Below are 16,749 nucleotides of genomic sequence, written 5' to 3'. Positions count from 1 at the left end.
GGCCCATCGCGGCGGCCCACGGATTCAAGCCGGAGTGAGGGCACACCGAGCCTAGGCGAGGTGCCGAGTGTTGGGGCAAGAGCCCTTTGGTTACTTTGGGGCTTTTCCAAAGTGACCCGCCGTAAGGGCGGAACCAATACCCGCCGTGACCGCAGAAACGGATACGCACACCAACAAACCGCCATCGGAAGCAAACCTCGCCCCACATTTTTAACCGCGTTACGCCAATTCCGCTCGCAGTTGACGCGCCGCAGTGACCATATGAATCAGCGCCGCCTCAGTCTCCGGCCAGCCGCGCGTCTTCAAACCGCAATCCGGGTTCACCCACAACCGCTCGGCCGGGATCCGCTTGGCTGCCTTGCGCAGCAGGTTAGCCATTTCCGATGCATCGGGCACCCGTGGCGAGTGGATGTCGTAGACTCCCGGGCCGATGTCATTCGGATAGGCGAAGGCTTCAAACGCGTCCAGTAACTCCATGTCCGAACGTGAGGTTTCGATGGTGATCACATCGGCATCCATCGCTGCGATGGACTCGATCACATCGTTGAACTCGCTGTAGCACATGTGGGTATGGATCTGGGTGTCGTCACGCACGCCAGAGGCGCACAGGCGGAACACTTCGGTGGCCCAATCCAGGTAGTGCTGCCACTGTGCCTGGCGCAACGGCAGGCCTTCGCGAAACGCGGCTTCGTCGATCTGCACGATCTTGATGCCAGCGGTTTCCAAATCCACCACTTCATCACGAATCGCCAGGGCCAGTTGGCGGGCCTGCACTTCACGGCTCACGTCTTCGCGGGGGAACGACCACATCAGCATGGTCACCGGACCGGTCAGCATGCCTTTCATGACCTTGTGGGTCAGGCCTTGGGCATAGCGGATCCACTCCACGGTCATCGCCTTCGGACGGCTCAGGTCGCCGAAAATTACGGCTGGTTTCACGCAACGCGAACCGTAGCTCTGGACCCAGCCGAAGCGCGTGAACACGTAGCCATCCAGTTGCTCGGCGAAGTACTCGACCATGTCGTTACGTTCAGCTTCACCATGCACCAGCACATCCAGGCCGAGGTTTTCCTGCACTTCGACGGCGTGCCTGATTTCGCTGTGCATCGCTTCGACGTATTCGGCCTCGCTTAACTTGCCGGCCTTGTATGACTGGCGCGCCAGGCGAATCGAGGCTGTTTGCGGGAACGAACCGATGGTGGTGGTCGGGAACAACGGCAGTTTTAGGCCAGCGCGCTGTTGCTCGATACGCTGGGCAAACAGCGAGTGGCGCTGGCTGTCCTTGGCAGTAATAGCGGCAACACGTGCCTGGACGGCCGGTTTGTGGATTCTTGGCGAAGCAGCGCGTGCGGCCTGCACGGTGCGGCTGTGCGTCAGAGCAGCAAGCACGTTGGGCGCTTCAGGTTGGTTGACCGCCTGGGCCAGCACCGCCACTTCAGCGCACTTCTGCACAGCGAAGGCCAGCCAGCTTTTCAACTCGGCATCCAGCTTGTCTTCACGGCCCAGGTCCACCGGGCTGTGCAGCAGCGAGCAGGACGGCGCCACCCAAAGGCGATCACCGAGTTTTTCATGAGCATGCTGCAAGGTCGCCAGGGCGTTTTCCAGGTCGCAGCGCCAGACGTTGCGTCCGTTCACTACCCCCAGGGACAGCACCTTGTACGCCGGCAGACGGTCGAGGATGGTCGGGTACTGTTCCGGCGCCCGTATCAGGTCGATGTGCAGGCCATCCACTGGCAGGTTCGCGGCCAGGCCGAGGTTCTCTTCCAGACCACCGAAGTAGGTCGCCACCAACTTTTTCAGTGGGTCGCGCTGGATCAGGTTATAGGCGCGTTCGAAAGCGTTTTTCCACTCTTGTGGCAGGTCGAGCACCAGGATCGGCTCGTCGATCTGTACCCATTCCACGCCCAGGTCCGCCAGGCGTTGGAAGATCTGGCCATACAACGGCAGCAGGCGCTCCAGCAGATCAAGCTTGTCGAAGTCGCCGCCCTTGGCCTTGCCCAGCCACAGGTACGTCAACGGGCCAATCACCACCGGCTTGACGTTGTGGCCCAGTTCGAGCGCTTCCTGCACTTCTTCGAAGAGTTGATCCCAGCCCAGATGGAACTGCTGGTCGACGCTGAATTCCGGCACCAAGTAGTGGTAGTTGGTATCGAACCACTTGGTCATTTCCTGGGCGTGGGCACCGCCGCAGCAGTTGTCGCTGACACCCCGCGCCATACCGAACAGGGTTTGCAGGGTGGCCTTGCCATCCGCCGGGCGAAAGCGCTCAGGGATCACGCCGAACATCAGCGAGTGAGTCAGCACCTGGTCGTACCAGGCGAAATCGCCAGCGGGCAGCAACTCAATACCGGCCTGTTTCTGCAACGCCCAATGGGTCTTGCGCAGGTCACGGCCAACGGCGCGCAGGCCGTCCTCGTCGAGCTCACCCTTCCAGAACGCTTCCTGCGCTTTTTTCAGTTCACGATCGCGTCCAATGCGCGGAAATCCCAGGGAATGAGCGACAGCCATGACTTACAACTCCAATGTCGTTATGTATGGCAGTCATTGTCGGGAATTGATCATAGTGAGACAAACTCATTCTATTTTAGATCAGCACAAGTTTCACTCATGTTGAAGCTTGCCTTTAGCCGACACGGCACTCATTCATTGCGGGTACTATGCTCGCAAACAATACATTCAAATGAGCACCCATGATCAAAGCCAGCCTGCGCAGTCACCTGACCTTATGGTTTGCCGGTTTATCCCTGCTCACCTTGCTGAGCGTGGGCTTTTATGTAGGGCATATCGCAACTGGGCAGATGAAGCAGGCCAGCGGCGTTGCTTTGTTGAGCACAGCGCGCTCCACGGCTGCGCTGTTGGCCGTGCAACTGCGCGAGCGTCAGCTGGAAGTGACCCTGCTCAGCAAAGCGCCGCTGTTTCGCAAGGGTGACTTGAACGAGCCGGACATCCTCACGCTGATGGAGCTGCGTACCCAGTCTCGCGCCGAGTACGCGTGGATGGGCGTCGCCGATGCCGACGGCCGTGTGCGCCAGGCGGTGAATGGGCTGCTGGTGAATCAATCTGTCAGCCAGCGCCCATGGTTCCAGGCCGGTCTGCTTGGCGAGTACACCGGCGATCCCCATGAGGCGGTGCTGCTGGCCAAGTTGCTGCCAGGGGCGGCCAACGGCGAGCTGTTGCGTTTTATTGATTTCGCCGAGCCTATCCATAACGCCAAGGGCGAGACCATCGGCGTGCTGGGGGCCCATGCGCACTGGCGCTGGGTGACGCAAATCGTCGATTCGGCAGTGATGCAGAAGGACGCCATCCCTGATATCGAGGCGCTGATTGTCGACTTCGACGGCAAGGTGCTTTATCCCGAACTGCTGGCCGGCGAGCAGATGCCTAAAGACAAGCTGGTCACGCCTTCCGGCTGGTCCACGGCGGACGGTTTTGTGACCGCTTCGGTCGCGGTGCCCAGCCCCTCCAACGCAAAAATGACTTGGTACATCATGGTGCGCCAGCCGTTGGATGTGGCCCTGCAACCGGCGCGCACGCTGCTCTACAAACTGCTGATACTCGGTGTACTCGCCGCCGTGGCGTTTATGGTCGCGGCGTATTACCTGGCCTCCTCCCTCAGTCGCCCTATCGAACAACTGGCCAAATCCGCCAAGCAAGTCCAGGAGCACCAGCCCGGCGCCGTGTTTCCACAGGAGCACTCAGTGCTGGAAATCGCCCAACTGGGCCGCTCGCTTACCGGCATGACCCAAGCGCTGCTGGCCAAGGAACGCCAGCTGCAGGAAGCCAACGCCTCCCTGGAAGCCACTGTCGCCCAACGCACCGCCGACCTCACCCAGGCCAACGCCGAACTGCTGAAACTGGCCACCCACGATGCCCTCACCGGCGTGTTCAACCGTCGCCGCTTCGATGAAAAACTCGCCGAGAACAGCCTGCTGTTCCAACGCACCGGCCGCACCTTCGCCCTGCTGCTGATCGATGCCGATTACTTCAAGCGCGTCAACGACACCTACGGCCACGCCATTGGCGATGATGTGCTGTGCCAACTCGCCGCGCTGATAGAAAGTACGACGCGCGCCACTGACTTTGTGGCGCGTTATGGCGGGGGAGAATTCGCCGTGCTGCTGCCGGAAGTCGAAGCGCCGGACAGCCCCGACGTGGTCGCCGAAAAAATCCGCGCGGCCGTCGAGGCGGCAGTGTTTCCAGCCGTGGGCCGTCTGACCGTGAGCATCGGCGTGGGCGTGGCCGAGCCTTCGGACCGTGACTCCCTGGCACTGCTCAAACGCGCGGACATGTGTTTGTATGAGGCCAAGGCCGCGGGCAGGAACCGGGTGGTTTGAGCACGCCTCCCTCGCCACAGGTACAGTGCCCGCCACGCTATTTCGGATAGGTCCCTACAGGGATGTCATTACCCAAGGCTGTTGTCTTTGGGGCGCAATCAGCTATGAGGTCGAACGCTCAGTGCCCACACAAAGAGTCCCTATGAAGCCCTCCAGCGAAGCCCCTTCGATACGTAGACTGGAAGAACTCCCAGACGAGATCCACACGCTGGAAGCGCAAGCCATTGCCGAAGGGTTCAGGTTCCTCACGCGCCTGATCACAGAGTGGGAAACAGGCGCCAATCGGTTCGAACAACCGGGCGAGTACCTTTTGGGCGTGTTTTACCAGGAGCAACTGATTGCAGTCGGCGGCGTTTCCCGTGATCCCTACGCCGGCTCAACCGTGGGCCGGCTGCGCCGGGTATACGTGACTCCCCAAATGCGAGGGCGAGACGTGGGTAAGGCCTTGGTTCAAGCACTGCTGGATTACGCCACGCTGAAATTCCACGATGTGCGCTTATCTACCGATACACCCGAAGCCGCAGCATTTTATCTGCGCTGCGGTTTTCATCAGATCAGCGATGACACCGCAACGCATGCACGATCACTGAGCGCCCACTCGCGCCTACAGAGGTGAGGCGCTCAGCTGTACTACATCAACGGAATCGAATAACTCACAAACACCCGATTCTGGTCCTGGTCCCGCGCCACTTCACTGCGTGACACGCCGTTACGCCAGCCGAACCCGACGTTCTTGAACGTGCCGCTCTGCACCACGTAATCCAACGAGATGTCCCGCTCCCACTCGCTGGCGTCGTTGCCGCTGGCGGTAAGAATGTGGTCGCCCTTCAGGTACATCACCGAGGCCTTCAGGCCGGGTACACCCAGCGACGCGAAGTCGTAGGCGTACTGGGCAAAGGCAGTGCGTTCGCCGGCCTGGATGAAGGTCTGCACGGTTCGGTCGGTGTAGAGGTACAGGCTGGCACCACCCTCGCCTTTGTTCACCAGGCCGCCCTGGTTGAGTTGGGCGAAGTTGCTGTCGTCCGAGACTTGCTGGTAGCCGGCGGTGATCGCGTGCGGGCCCAGGGAGTAGATGAACGCGGCGCTCCAGGTGTTGTTGTCGATTTCACCGTTGCCGTTCTTGGTATAGCCGCCCAGCTTGTAGCCCTCGGCACGGCCGGCGACGCTGCTGTTTTTGCCGTCGGCGCTGGTCTTGAAGTAGCGCAGGTCGGTTTTCAATGAGCCGTATTCGCCCAGCGGCAATACGTGGATCAACCCGGCGAAATGTTGTTGGTAATAGTCTTCGAGGTTGGCGTAGTAGTACTGGACCATCAGGTCCTTGGTCAGTTGGTAGTCCGCGCCGGCGTAGGTGAATTTATTGCTTTCCTGGGTACCGCCCGCCGCGGCCAGGCCACTGCGGTCGCTGGAGCCGCGACCGGTGGTGTGCTCAAGCTGGCCGCCGACCAGGGTCAGGTTGTCGATGTCCTTGCTGGTGACTTGCCCGCCTTCGAACGACTGCGGCAACAGGCGGCCGTCGTTGCTCACCAGGATCGGCAGGTTCGGGCGCAGGTAGCCGTAGCGCGCTTCGGTCTTGGCAAAGCGTGCCTTGGCGGTCGCGCCGCCACGGGCCCAGTTATCCGTGGCCTTGCCGTCTTCGGTGGGGATCATCGAGCTGCCGACATGGCGCGCGGCGCTGCTGTCGAGGGTCACGCCGAGCATGCCGATGGCGTCCAGGCCAAAACCGACGGTGCCGTCAGTGAAGCCCGACTGGTAGTTGAGGATAAAGGCCTGGCCCCACTCTTCGGTCTTGGACGGTGCCGCCGTGCCGTCGCGGTTGTCGTTATTGAAGTAGAAGTTACGCATGCTCAAGTCGGCTTTGCTGTCGCTCAAAAAGTCAGCAGACGCCAAGGGGCTCAGAGCAATGCCCAGGCTGCCGGTCAATACACTTAATACATTCAACGTGGCTTTCATCAGGACGAACTCCGGCGCGGAATCCAAGTTCCGGGCGCAAAAAATGGGCAGCAGGATGCCGTCGGCCAAATGTGAAGTTGGCCGCGGCGTTAACGGTTATTCAGTTGCCTAGTTGCTCGATTACTCAGTTGCTTAGTCAGCTGGTTGAGTGAAGTGAAACCTCCGTAAACCTCAGTCAATCAATCCATGAGCGTCATAAAACGGATACGGCCCCGGGTAATCCCCGAACACGCCGTTGTGGCTGATCAAGCCGTGTTGCGCATCCCAGCGATGCAACAAATACCCCGCCGGTTCCAGGTTGAAATGCGCGGGCGCGGCGTCTTGCAGGTCCAGCACAATCTGATGGGAGGTGCCGGGGCACACACAACTCAAGCTGCCGCCAAAGCGTCGCTGCATCGGCCGGTGCAGGTGCCCGCACAGCAGGCGTTCCACTTGCGGGTGGCGCGCCACGACGCGCTCCAGTGCGGCGGCATTGATAAAGGGTTCGCGGTCCATATGGCCGATGCCGCTGATAAACGGCGGGTGGTGCAGGATCAGCAACGTCGGCGCGTCCGGGCGGCGTGCCAGTTGCTCGTCCAACCAGTGCAATTGGCTGTCCAGTAGCTGGCCGCCATGCCCACCGGGGATAGTCGAGTCCAGGCCGATCAAGCGCAGCGGATGCTCGTCCACCACCCAGTCCAACGGCCCCTCTGCCGACGACGGCAAATAAGCGTGATCACGGAATGCCTCAAGCAACGGACCGCGTGTGTCGTGGTTGCCGGGCACCAGGTAGCACGGCATGTGCAGGCGCGCGAGCTCGGGGTGCAGCACGGCGTATTCATCGGCGCGACCGAAGTCCACCAGGTCACCGCTGACCACCACGATATCGGGCCGGGGTTGGCTGGCGTTCAAATGGTCGACGGCACGGCGCAGCGCGCCCAAGGTATCGACCACCCCATACGTCAGGCGCTGGCCGGCTTTAAGGTGCAGGTCGCTGATTTGCGCAACAAGAAACGGACGATTCACAAGCAAACTCTCACGCATTCAGGGTGAACAACATGTGCGGCGCAATCGCCAGGGCGATCGGCGCGCCGACGGCGTACAAGTGGTTGTCGCTGCTGTCCACCAGCAGCGGTTGCGGGCCGCCCACGTCTACCAGCAAGCGGCTTTGGGCGCCCTGGAAAAACTGCGCCAGTAGATGGCCGTGCAAGTGCCCTTCGCTCTCCATCACCCGCAAGTGTTCGGGGCGGCAGTACACCGTGTTGGGCACGTCGGCGGCCTGCCACGGCAACTCGCCGCCGCAGACTTTCAGGCCATGGGCTGTTCGCGAGGTAACAGCAAAGGCATTGAGGTTGCCGACAAAACCGGCGACGAACGCATTGGCCGGTTTCTGGTAGATCTCCCGTGGGCTGGCCAGTTGCGCGACGCGGCCGTGCTCCATCACCAGGATACGATCGCCCAGGGCCATGGCTTCGCCCTGATCGTGGGTAACAAATACCGAGGTGATACCGAGGCCGCGCAGCAGTTCATTCAGCTCGCTGCGCAAGCGCTCGCGCAATTGCGCATCCAGGGCGGCCAGCGGTTCGTCCAGCAACAGCACTTTAGGGCGCGGCGCCAAGGCACGGGCCAAGGCCACGCGTTGACGCTGGCCACCGGACAGTTCGTGGATGCTGCGCTTGCCATGCTGTTGCAGGCCCACCAGCTCCAGTAATTCCTCGCAGCGCTTGTTCCGCGCAAGCGGCGCCATGCCGCGAATCTTCAAGCCGTAGACGATATTGCCGGCCACATCGAGGTTGGGAAACAACGCGTAGTTCTGGAACACCATGCCCACGTCGCGGCGCTCGATGGGCAGGCGGGTGACGTCGTCGGTGCCGAAAAAAACCTGACCCACATCCGGGCGTTCCAGGCCGGCAATCAGGCGCAAGGTGGTGGTCTTGCCGCAGCCGGACGGGCCGAGGATCGCCAGGGTTTCACCGCCTTCGACGGTCAGGTTCAGGTCATGCACAGCCACGGTGCCGTCGGCGAACGCCTTGCGACAGCCTTGCAGGCGAATAGTGATAGCGGTCATCGACGCTCTCCACGGGACAAACGAGCGCTGATGGCCTGCAACGCAATCAGCAGCGGCACGATCATCAGCAAAAAGATAAGGGTGTAGGCGCTGGCGATTTCCAGGCGCGCCGAGGCGTAGCTGTCGGCCAGGCCCACGGGCAATGTCTTGGTCATGGGTGTGTGGAGCATCCAGGTCAGGTTGAATTCGCCCAACGACAAGGTCACCACCATCAGCACGCCAGCGAGAATCCCCGCCCGGCAGTTGGGCACCACCACGCTGAAAAAGCGCTTGATCGGCCCGGCGCCCAGACTGGCCGCCGCCTCTTCCAGCACCGGCAGTTGCTGGCGTTGCATCACCGCCATCACCGGACGTACCAGGAACGGCAAAGTGAACAGCACATGGCCCACCAGGATGAACAGCCAACTGCTGCGAAACGTGCCGAACTGGCCGTAGGTGAGCAGCAACGCCAGCGCACTGGCCAACCCCGGCATCGCCACCGGCAACACCATCAGTTCTTCGAAGGCACGGCTGAAGCGGTTGTTCATGCGCACCAGCGCATACGCCGCCGGCACGCCGATCACGCAGACACACACCGCGCACGCCAGCGCCAATTGCAACGACAGCCATACGGTGGGCGAATAGGCCTGCCAGACCTGGATCAGCCAGTCGAAGGTCAGGCCGCTGGACAGGCCGACGAAGAAATTGCGCGTCAACCCAGCCAGCAACGACATCAGCACCGGCACCAACATGAATGCGCACACCAGCAAGGTGAACAGCAGTTGAATCACAAACAGCGATGAGCGCTTCACAAGACAGTCCCCGCATTTTTCACCAGGCGTAGCGTGAGCAATAACACCGCCCAGGTCACCGCGCAGAGCACCACCGACAACGCGGCGGCGACGGCAAAGTTGGCGTAGTTGGTGAACACGTTGTAGATCGCCACCGGCGTTACATTCAGGCGCGTGCCCAAAGTGAACGCAGTGCCGAAAGCGCCCATGGACGTGGCGAAGCAGATCGCGCCGCAGGACGCCAACGCCGGCGCCAGGCCCGGCACGATCACGTCGCAGACCACCCGCCAGTGCCCTGCTCCCAGCGAATGCGCGGCTTCTTCCAGGCTGCGGTCGAGGCTTTCGCACGCGGCCATCACCGTGAGGATCACACGGGGAATCGAGAAGTACAGGTAGCCGACAAACAGCCCGGCCAGCGAGTAGGCAAAGATCCAGCGCTCACCGGCCACTTGCAGGCCCAGGGACGCCAGCAGCCCCTGGCGCCCAGCCAACAGGATCACCAGAAAGCCCACCACCACCCCCGGAAACGCCAGGGGAAACGTGAGCAAGGCCACCAACGCCGAACGCCCGAAAAACTGCTGGCGCGCAAGGAACACGCCGCTGATGCCACCGATCAACAACGCGGTGAACGTCACCACGATGGCCAGCACGCAAGTCTGCGCCAGGCTGCCCAGGTACTGCGCGCTACTGAGCACCTGCCAATAGCCGCTGCCGAGGCTGTCGCGGCTGTCGGCGCCGAGCACCATCAAGTGCGCCAGCGGCAACAGCCAGAATGCGAACAGCACCGCAAAGGCAGGGGCCAGCGCCCAGGCCGCCTGTTTTGCCGATGCAGCCACTTACTTGACCTCGTTCAGGTAACGGGCGGCGAAGGCTTCCTGCACAGCGGCCATTTTCTGATAGTCCACCACGCCGGCGCGGGCGTAATCGCTGTCGGGCAGGAACTGCGCGGCGACGTCGGCCGGCATGTTCACCGGGCGTACCGGGCGCAAGTAAGCCTTGGCCCAGAGTGCCTGGCCTTGGTCCGACAGCACGAAGTCCAGCACCTTCTCGCCATTGGCGCGGTGCGGCGCGTTGGCCACCAGGCTCATCACATAGGGCACGCTGATGCTGCCTTCCTTGGGGATCACGAAGGCGACGTTGGCGTTGTCTTTGTAGCGGGCGCGGTAGGCGTTGAAGTCGTAGTCCACCAGGATCGGCAACTCGCCGGACAGCACCCGCGCATAGGCGGTCTGCTTGGGCACGATGGGGGCGTTTTTCGCCAGCTTCTGGAAGTAGTCGATGGCCGGGGCGAAGTTGTCCAGGTCGCCGCCCATTGCGCGGTTGATCGCCACGGCAGAGACGTAACCGACGAAGGCGCTGGACGGGTCCAGGTAGCCGACCATGCCTTTGTATTCAGGCTTGAGCAGGTCGGCCCAGCTTTGCGGCACCGGCAGGCCACCCAATGCATCGACGTTGACCATGATGCCCAAGGTGCCGGAGTGGATCGCAAACCACTGGCCGGCGGGGTCTTTCAACCCGGCGGGGATCTGCTCCCAGCCCTTAGGTTTGTAGCCATCGACCACACCGGCCTTTTGCGCCTGCAAGCCGAAGGTCACGCCGTAATACACCACGTCCGCGACCGGCGCGGCCTTTTCGGCCACCAGTTGCGCCAGGGACTGGCCGGAGTTCTTGTTGTCCAGCGGCACCTGCACACCGGTGCTGGCGGCGATGGCCTTGAGCTGGGTGCCCCAGTCGGCCCAGTCCGGCGGGCAGTTGTAGCAAATAGCCGTGTCGGCGGCCTGGGCCAGGCTGGCCACACCGCACAGCAGCACGGCTGCCAGGGTTTTACTGAATGCGCGCATCAAGGGACTCCTCAAACGGTTGGGTACTTTCGCCCGGCCGGATATGGCAAGGCAGGCAATGGGAAACCGGGGCATTCCCGGCGATCTGCGCCAGCAGTTGGTCAATCACCGTGCTGGCCAGCAGCGCGATGGGCTGCACCACGCTGCACAGGGTCGGGTGCATCTGGGTGCCGAGGGCGATGCCGTCAAAGCCCATCACCGACAACTGCCCGGGTACATTCCAGGCATTGCGGCGCAGCTCTGCGATCAGGCTGATAGCCAGGAAATCGTTGGAACACACCAGCGCGCTGGGGGCGTCGGGGCCGTTGAGGTACGGCTGGATGGCAGCGAATTCGGCCTGGGTATGCGCAGGCATTTCGATCACCGCGCGGCTTTTGAGGCCGTATTCCTTCATCGCGTCGCAGTAACCGGCATAGCGCAGGCGTGCGCGGTCGGACTGCAAGGCGGGGCCGGCGACCATGCTGATGCGTCGATGACCGGCCTCCAGCAAGTAGCGCGTGGCCAAGGCCATGCCCGCGCGGTTGTCCACCGACACGGCGCTGTAGTTGGGGTTGCTCGGTTGGTGATAGGCCAGCACGAACGGGGTTTGTTCGGTATTCAGGCTGCTGAGCACGCTGTTGCTTTCGGCATCGGTGACCGTCAGCACCAGGCCATCGACGCGCTGGCGCAGCAGTTCTTCCACTACGATGCACTCGCGCTCGCTGCTGTAGTCGGTGGTCGCCAGCACCAGGCTGTAGCCACGCAACCGCGCGGCACGCTCCATGGCCTGGAACTGCTCGGCGAACACCGGGTTGAGCAGGTTGGGCACTACCACGCCAATCAATTGGGTGGTTTGCAGGCGCAGTTGGCGGCCGAGCAGGTTGGGCCGAAACCCCAACTCACGGGCGGCGGCGAACACCTGCTCACGGGTCGCCGGGCGCACCTGCTCGGGAGAGGCAAAAGTGCGGGCGGCGGTCGCGCGGGATACGCCAGCTAGCCGCGCAACGTCTTTCAGGTCAGTCATGTTTACTCGCTTGAGATCGATCTCATTGGCGAGGACAGTAACGGGGGAATGTGGCAGGAAGGTGGTGGGGAGATGACGGTTTGATGGCAGCCAAGCCCCGACACGCTTTAATGTCAGGTGATCGCATGTAGCAGTTGCCGAGCTGCAAGCGAGGCTGCGTCAGGCGCGCTGCCGATTCAGACTCGAGTCGCGGCGGACGCTGCCTCGCCGGGGCTCGACAGCTGCTACAAATTTGCGCGGTGTTGGATAGGACGGTGTCTACGTGCGACCGCGCTGAAAGCAGGCAAACCTGCTGACTTTGTCCGTCGGTCCTCGTCAGGCACGAATCACCAAGCCCTCCTCAGCCGCGATCGCCAGGATGTCTTTGGCTGAAACGTTGAGCCACGTATCTGCATCAGGCGCTCCTACCGACGCCAACCATAATCCGACCATCTGATAACCCAAGGCATACCCCAGCCATCGAGGCTTGTCGCCGGTGCCAAAAAACCAGGCGCTGTGATCGTAGTACGTCGCCTCAAGCTCGCTAAGGTGTGCAGGAAAACGCCTGAGCGCTTCAAGGCTGAACGCCCTCTCCCACGCCTCGGCTTCGCTGCCCAGCACATGCTGTACAAACCTGCCTGCCAGGCCTTCGCTGACCAGCGCCTCCCCCAGCGTCCAGCCATACCCCGGCCCAGCCATGCGCAGGCAATGATGCACCTCATGCACCACATGTCGACTCATTGCGCCGCCTTCGAGGCTCGTGGCGAAATTTGGGTTATCGGGGTCCAGGGTCAGGGAGAACATCGTGCTGCGATAAGCGCGACCAACCAGGCCCAACTCCGGGATGGTTTCGCCGGGCAGCCGTTGAATCAGTACATCCAAGCGTGGTGGTGGCATCACTTGGGAAATCCCCCGGTAGGCGACATCGAACGCTTGCATCAATGCCTTGCGATGCGTGGCCAGGGAGCCCGAAGCTTCCAGCCAGTGCAGTGTCCATGCGTCCATTCTCACCTCTCGTCATCCCAACGTTGTGTCGTCACCCGAGTGGCTGATCATACCCACGAGCTGTCACATTGGCAGGTCAGATTAAAAGCGGCGCAGCAAAATCCGCCGGCTAACCTTTCGATTCGATCCAAGTGCGGGCACAATGCGTGTCCTTTTTTGGCAGGCACCGCCGCAGGCTCTCAAAAATGATCAAAACGCCGTACTACCTCATCGATAAACAGAAGCTTCTGGTCAACATGCAGAAGATTGCTTACGTGCGCGAGCAGTCCGGCGCCAAGGCCCTGCTGGCGCTCAAGTGCTTTGCCACGTGGTCGGTGTTCGACCTGATGCAGGAATACATGGACGGCACCACCTCGTCGTCGCTGTATGAGTTGAAGCTCGGTCGCCAGAAGTTCGAAGGTGAGGCGCACGCCTACAGCGTGGCCTGGGCCGACGATGAAATCGAAGAGATGCTCGATAACTGCGACAAGATCATCTTCAACTCCATCAGCCAACTGCAGCGTTTTGCCGAACGCAGTGAAGGCAAGACCCGCGGCCTGCGCGTCAACCCGCAAGTGAGCAGCTCCGACTACCTGCTGGCTGACCCGGCGCGTCCATTCAGCCGCCTGGGCGAATGGGACCCGGTGAAGATCGAAGGCGTGATCGAGCAGATCTCCGGCTTCATGTTCCACAACAACTGCGAGAACGGCGATTTCAACCTGTTCGACCAGATGCTGAACACCATCGAAGAACGCTTCGGCGCGCTGCTGCACAAGGTCAACTGGGTCAGCCTCGGCGGCGGCATCCACTTCACCGGTGAAGGCTATGCCATTGACGCCTTCTGCCAGCGCCTCAAGGCGTTCTCGCAGAAGTACGACGTGCAGGTCTACCTGGAACCCGGCGAAGCGGCGATCACCAACAGCGCCTCCCTGGAAGTCACCGTGCTCGACACCCTCTACAACGGCAAAAACCTCGCCGTCGTGGACAGCTCCATCGAAGCCCACCTGCTGGACCTGCTGATCTACCGCCTCAACGCCAAACTGGCGCCGAGCGACGGTGAACACACCTATATGGTGTGCGGCAAATCCTGCCTGGCCGGGGACATCTTCGGCGAGTATCAATTTGATCGTCCGCTGGCCATCGGCGATCGGCTGTCGTTCATCGACACCGCGGGCTACACCATGGTCAAGAAAAATTGGTTCAACGGCCTGAAAATGCCGTCCATCGTAGTGAAACAACTCGACGGTACAGTCGAAGTGGTTCGTGAATTTGGTTACGACGACTACCTGTCCAGCCTTTCGTAAGCTGGCGGATATAGGAGAAATAAAGCAATTGAAAAAGAACGTTCTTATCATTGGTGCAGGAGGTGTCGCCAAGGTGGTGGCCCACAAGTGCGCGCAGCACAACGACGAACTCGGTCGTATTGCTATCGCGTCGCGCAACATCTCCAAATGCCAGGCCATCATCGACAGCGTCAAGGCCAAGGGTAGCCTCAAGGTGCCCGCCGACATCCAGGCCTTCGCGCTGAACGCCCTGGACGTGGAAGCGACCAAGGCCCTGATCCGCGAGACTGAATCGCAGATCGTCATCAACGTGGGTTCCGCGTTCCTCAACATGTCGGTACTGCGTGCCTGCATCGACACGGGCGTTGCGTACCTCGACACCGCCATCCACGAAGAGCCGGGCAAGGTCTGCGAGACCCCGCCGTGGTACGGCAACTACGAATGGAACCACCTGGAAGAGTGCAAACAGAAGAACATCACCGCCATCCTTGGCGTGGGCTTCGACCCGGGTGTCGTCAACGCGTATGCCGCGCTGGCGCAGCAACAGCATTTCGACCGCATTGATTCGATCGACATCCTCGACGTCAATGCCGGCTCCCATGGCAAATACTTCGCCACCAATTTCGATCCGGAAATCAACTTCCGCGAATTCACCGGGCAGGTGTGGAGCTGGCAGAACAGCCAGTGGACCAGCAACACCATGTTCGAAGTCAAACGCACCGATGACCTCCCGGTCGTGGGTTCGCAGAACCTCTACCTCACCGGCCACGATGAAGTGCACTCGCTGTCGAAAAACCTCGACGTGCCCAACGTGCGTTTCTGGATGAGCTTCGGCGAACACTACATCAACGTGTTCACCGTGCTGAAAAACCTCGGCCTGCTCTCCGAGAAGCCGGTCACCACCGCCGAAGGCTTGGAAGTGGTGCCGTTGAAAGTGGTCAAGGCCGTGCTGCCCGACCCGTCTTCGCTGGCTCCGGGCTACACCGGCAAGACCTGCATCGGCGACCTGGTCAAAGGCACCAAGGACGGCCAGCCGCGCGAGATGTTCATCTACAACGTAGCGGATCACGAAGAAGCCTACGTTGAAACCGACAGCCAGGGCATCTCCTACACCGCAGGCGTTCCACCAGTAGCCGCAGCGCTGCTGGTAGCCCGTGGCGAGTGGGATGTGAAACACATGGCCAACGTCGAGGAACTGCCGGCTGAGCCGTTCCTCAAGGCGCTGGACGTGATGGGCTTGCCGACTCGGATCAAGGACGAGCACGGTGATCGAGCCTGGGATGCGATTGCCTGATAGGCGATAGCTGACCGAACAAAAAAATGCGCCCTCAGGGGCGCATTTTTTGTTTGGGCGGATACCTATTTCCAAGACACTGAACATCCAATGTGGGAGGGGGCTTGCCCCCGATTGCAGTACATCAGTCACAGCAGCAGTGACTGACACGCCGTAATCGGGGGCAAGCCCCCTCCCACATTGGAATTCACAGATGACCGCGTGCACTGCAATTATGGGCAAGTTGCACAAAGGTACTGAGTCCTGAACTTAAGGCGTTGAACACAGCCTGCCCGGCGGCTTGAAGATGGACGGGATAGAGCGCCTGAGCTATCTTCAGCCGCCTTATCGACCGCCCCGAAACAGGAAGTTACCGATTGAGCACGTCGCCCCTATTGCGAGGCCGCAGCTTCGCCCTCCTCGCCGGCATCGCCTTCATTGCCGTGGACCAGCTTGTAAAACTCTGGGCCCTGGTTTCACTGCAGGCCAACAGCTTCAAAATCGGCTCAAACCCGATCAACTTTGCGTTGGAGCTAAGCCTCAACCCTGGCGCATTCCTGAGCCTGGGCGCCGCTTTGCCACCACAGGTCAAACAACTGATCTTTATCGTCGGCGTAGCCGTTGTGGTGGCCTGGGCGATGGGGTGGTCCCTCTCCAACTGGAACCAGCCGCTGCGTAAAGTATTGCCGCTGTACGCCATCGCCTTGGGTGGCATCGCCAACCTGATCGACCGAGTGTTTCGCGACGGCCATGTGGTTGATTACATGGTCCTGAACGTCGGGCCAGCGCATACCGGGGTGTTCAATATTGCGGATATCGCAATTACTGTCGGCGCGCTGTACCTGCTGATCGACCTGTTCGTGAAGCCACGTAAAGCCTAGGCGTATCAGTATTTCTCCCCCTCATCGCCTCGAATTTCAGCGGCGAGGGCCAGGGCGATCGCCTTGGCTTTCACGATGCTCTCATCGCTGTATACAAACGAAATTTGGCCACGGCGATAATCGAAATAGTAATCCTGCTGCGTGGTGGGAGAGGTCCAGTACGCCGTTTGGTTACCGCTGATGGAGATCGTCGCTCCTGTCGTGGGATTAACGGCAGTCACTTCGTCCTGCAACAGGAGGGACGGGTCACCGGCACACACGTCACGCCATTCTTCAGGCGTTATTGCATTGCTTCCGACACGGGCGATATGGAGTTCATAGGCCATACAGACATCCATCTGAGAAAAGGGAAAATTCCTGGGCTGCGGCGGCAGCGTAGCATTGGATGACGCCCCTCCAGCGGC

At 61.1% G+C, this 16,749-nt stretch carries 15 protein-coding genes; 5 read left to right on the top strand and 10 right to left on the bottom strand.

Features of this window, described 5'->3' with window-relative positions:
* Nucleotides 1-219: 219 nt before the first annotated feature.
* Nucleotides 220-2,508, bottom strand: a complete 2,289-nt coding sequence (gene metE / locus AOA61_RS21850) for a 5-methyltetrahydropteroyltriglutamate--homocysteine S-methyltransferase (RefSeq protein ID WP_099602709.1) — start codon at nucleotides 2,506-2,508, stop codon at nucleotides 220-222.
* A 182-nt stretch (nucleotides 2,509-2,690) separates the two neighbouring features.
* Here metE and AOA61_RS21845 point away from each other — a divergent pair, with 182 nt between their 5' ends.
* Together AOA61_RS21845 and AOA61_RS21840 are read left to right on the top strand one after the other, a co-directional pair.
* On the top strand, nucleotides 2,691-4,334 hold the full coding sequence (locus AOA61_RS21845) for a sensor domain-containing diguanylate cyclase (RefSeq protein WP_099602708.1): 1,644 nt from the start codon (nucleotides 2,691-2,693) through the stop codon (nucleotides 4,332-4,334).
* Nucleotides 4,335-4,476: 142 nt separating this feature from the next.
* Nucleotides 4,477-4,950, top strand: a complete 474-nt coding sequence (locus tag AOA61_RS21840) for a GNAT family N-acetyltransferase (protein WP_099602707.1) — start codon at nucleotides 4,477-4,479, stop codon at nucleotides 4,948-4,950.
* A gap of 14 nt (nucleotides 4,951-4,964) precedes the next feature.
* Here the strand turns inward: AOA61_RS21840 and AOA61_RS21835 are convergent, their stop codons facing one another.
* From AOA61_RS21835 to AOA61_RS21800, 8 genes are all read right to left on the bottom strand, one after another.
* Nucleotides 4,965-6,284, bottom strand: a complete 1,320-nt coding sequence (locus AOA61_RS21835; RefSeq protein ID WP_099602711.1) for an OprD family porin — start codon at nucleotides 6,282-6,284, stop codon at nucleotides 4,965-4,967.
* Nucleotides 6,285-6,455: 171 nt separating this feature from the next.
* The gene (locus AOA61_RS21830; protein WP_099602710.1) at nucleotides 6,456-7,289 is read right to left on the bottom strand and encodes a phosphodiesterase; all 834 of its coding nucleotides are present in this window, start codon (nucleotides 7,287-7,289) and stop codon (nucleotides 6,456-6,458) included.
* A 10-nt stretch (nucleotides 7,290-7,299) separates the two neighbouring features.
* Nucleotides 7,300-8,331 carry an ABC transporter ATP-binding protein gene (locus AOA61_RS21825; protein ID WP_095184482.1) on the bottom strand — a complete coding sequence of 344 codons (1,032 nt, stop codon included), beginning with the start codon at nucleotides 8,329-8,331 and terminating at the stop codon, nucleotides 7,300-7,302.
* Nucleotides 8,328-9,122 (bottom strand): ABC transporter permease, encoded by a 795-nt coding sequence (locus AOA61_RS21820; RefSeq protein WP_099602706.1) that lies wholly within the window; start codon nucleotides 9,120-9,122, stop codon nucleotides 8,328-8,330. Before AOA61_RS21820 ends, AOA61_RS21825 begins: the two co-directional genes overlap by 4 nt.
* A complete protein-coding gene (locus AOA61_RS21815; protein ID WP_099602705.1) occupies nucleotides 9,119-9,937 on the bottom strand; it encodes an iron ABC transporter permease in 819 nt (272 codons plus the stop codon). Before AOA61_RS21815 ends, AOA61_RS21820 begins: the two co-directional genes overlap by 4 nt.
* Nucleotides 9,938-10,942, bottom strand: coding sequence for an ABC transporter substrate-binding protein (locus AOA61_RS21810; protein ID WP_099602704.1), 1,005 nt, complete (start codon nucleotides 10,940-10,942; stop codon nucleotides 9,938-9,940).
* Nucleotides 10,926-11,945, bottom strand: a complete 1,020-nt coding sequence (locus AOA61_RS21805; protein ID WP_032889511.1) for a LacI family DNA-binding transcriptional regulator — start codon at nucleotides 11,943-11,945, stop codon at nucleotides 10,926-10,928. Before AOA61_RS21805 ends, AOA61_RS21810 begins: the two co-directional genes overlap by 17 nt.
* A 315-nt stretch (nucleotides 11,946-12,260) precedes the next feature.
* Entirely contained in the window at nucleotides 12,261-12,929 is a 669-nt protein-coding gene (locus AOA61_RS21800) for a DUF2268 domain-containing putative Zn-dependent protease (RefSeq protein ID WP_099602703.1), read from the bottom strand.
* A gap of 185 nt (nucleotides 12,930-13,114) precedes the next feature.
* Between AOA61_RS21800 and AOA61_RS21795 the strand changes: the two genes are divergently transcribed.
* From AOA61_RS21795 to lspA, 3 genes are all read left to right on the top strand, one after another.
* A complete protein-coding gene (locus tag AOA61_RS21795; protein WP_074847089.1) occupies nucleotides 13,115-14,212 on the top strand; it encodes a carboxynorspermidine decarboxylase in 1,098 nt (365 codons plus the stop codon).
* A 28-nt stretch (nucleotides 14,213-14,240) separates the two neighbouring features.
* A complete protein-coding gene (locus tag AOA61_RS21790) occupies nucleotides 14,241-15,485 on the top strand; it encodes a saccharopine dehydrogenase family protein (RefSeq protein WP_032889518.1) in 1,245 nt (414 codons plus the stop codon).
* A gap of 356 nt (nucleotides 15,486-15,841) precedes the next feature.
* Nucleotides 15,842-16,345 carry a signal peptidase II gene (gene lspA / locus AOA61_RS21785; RefSeq protein ID WP_099602702.1) on the top strand — a complete coding sequence of 168 codons (504 nt, stop codon included), beginning with the start codon at nucleotides 15,842-15,844 and terminating at the stop codon, nucleotides 16,343-16,345.
* A 5-nt stretch (nucleotides 16,346-16,350) separates the two neighbouring features.
* Here the strand turns inward: lspA and AOA61_RS21780 are convergent, their stop codons facing one another.
* Nucleotides 16,351-16,671, bottom strand: a complete 321-nt coding sequence (locus AOA61_RS21780; RefSeq protein ID WP_241150135.1) for a hypothetical protein — start codon at nucleotides 16,669-16,671, stop codon at nucleotides 16,351-16,353.
* Nucleotides 16,672-16,749: the final 78 nt, after the last annotated feature.

This window comes from Pseudomonas sp. 2995-1 (genome assembly GCF_002742505.1).
GTDB classification, from domain to species: Bacteria; Pseudomonadota; Gammaproteobacteria; order Pseudomonadales; family Pseudomonadaceae; genus Aquipseudomonas; species Aquipseudomonas sivasensis.
Note: the sequence above shows the minus strand (reverse complement) of the source record. Positions and strands in the feature narration are given on the sequence as shown.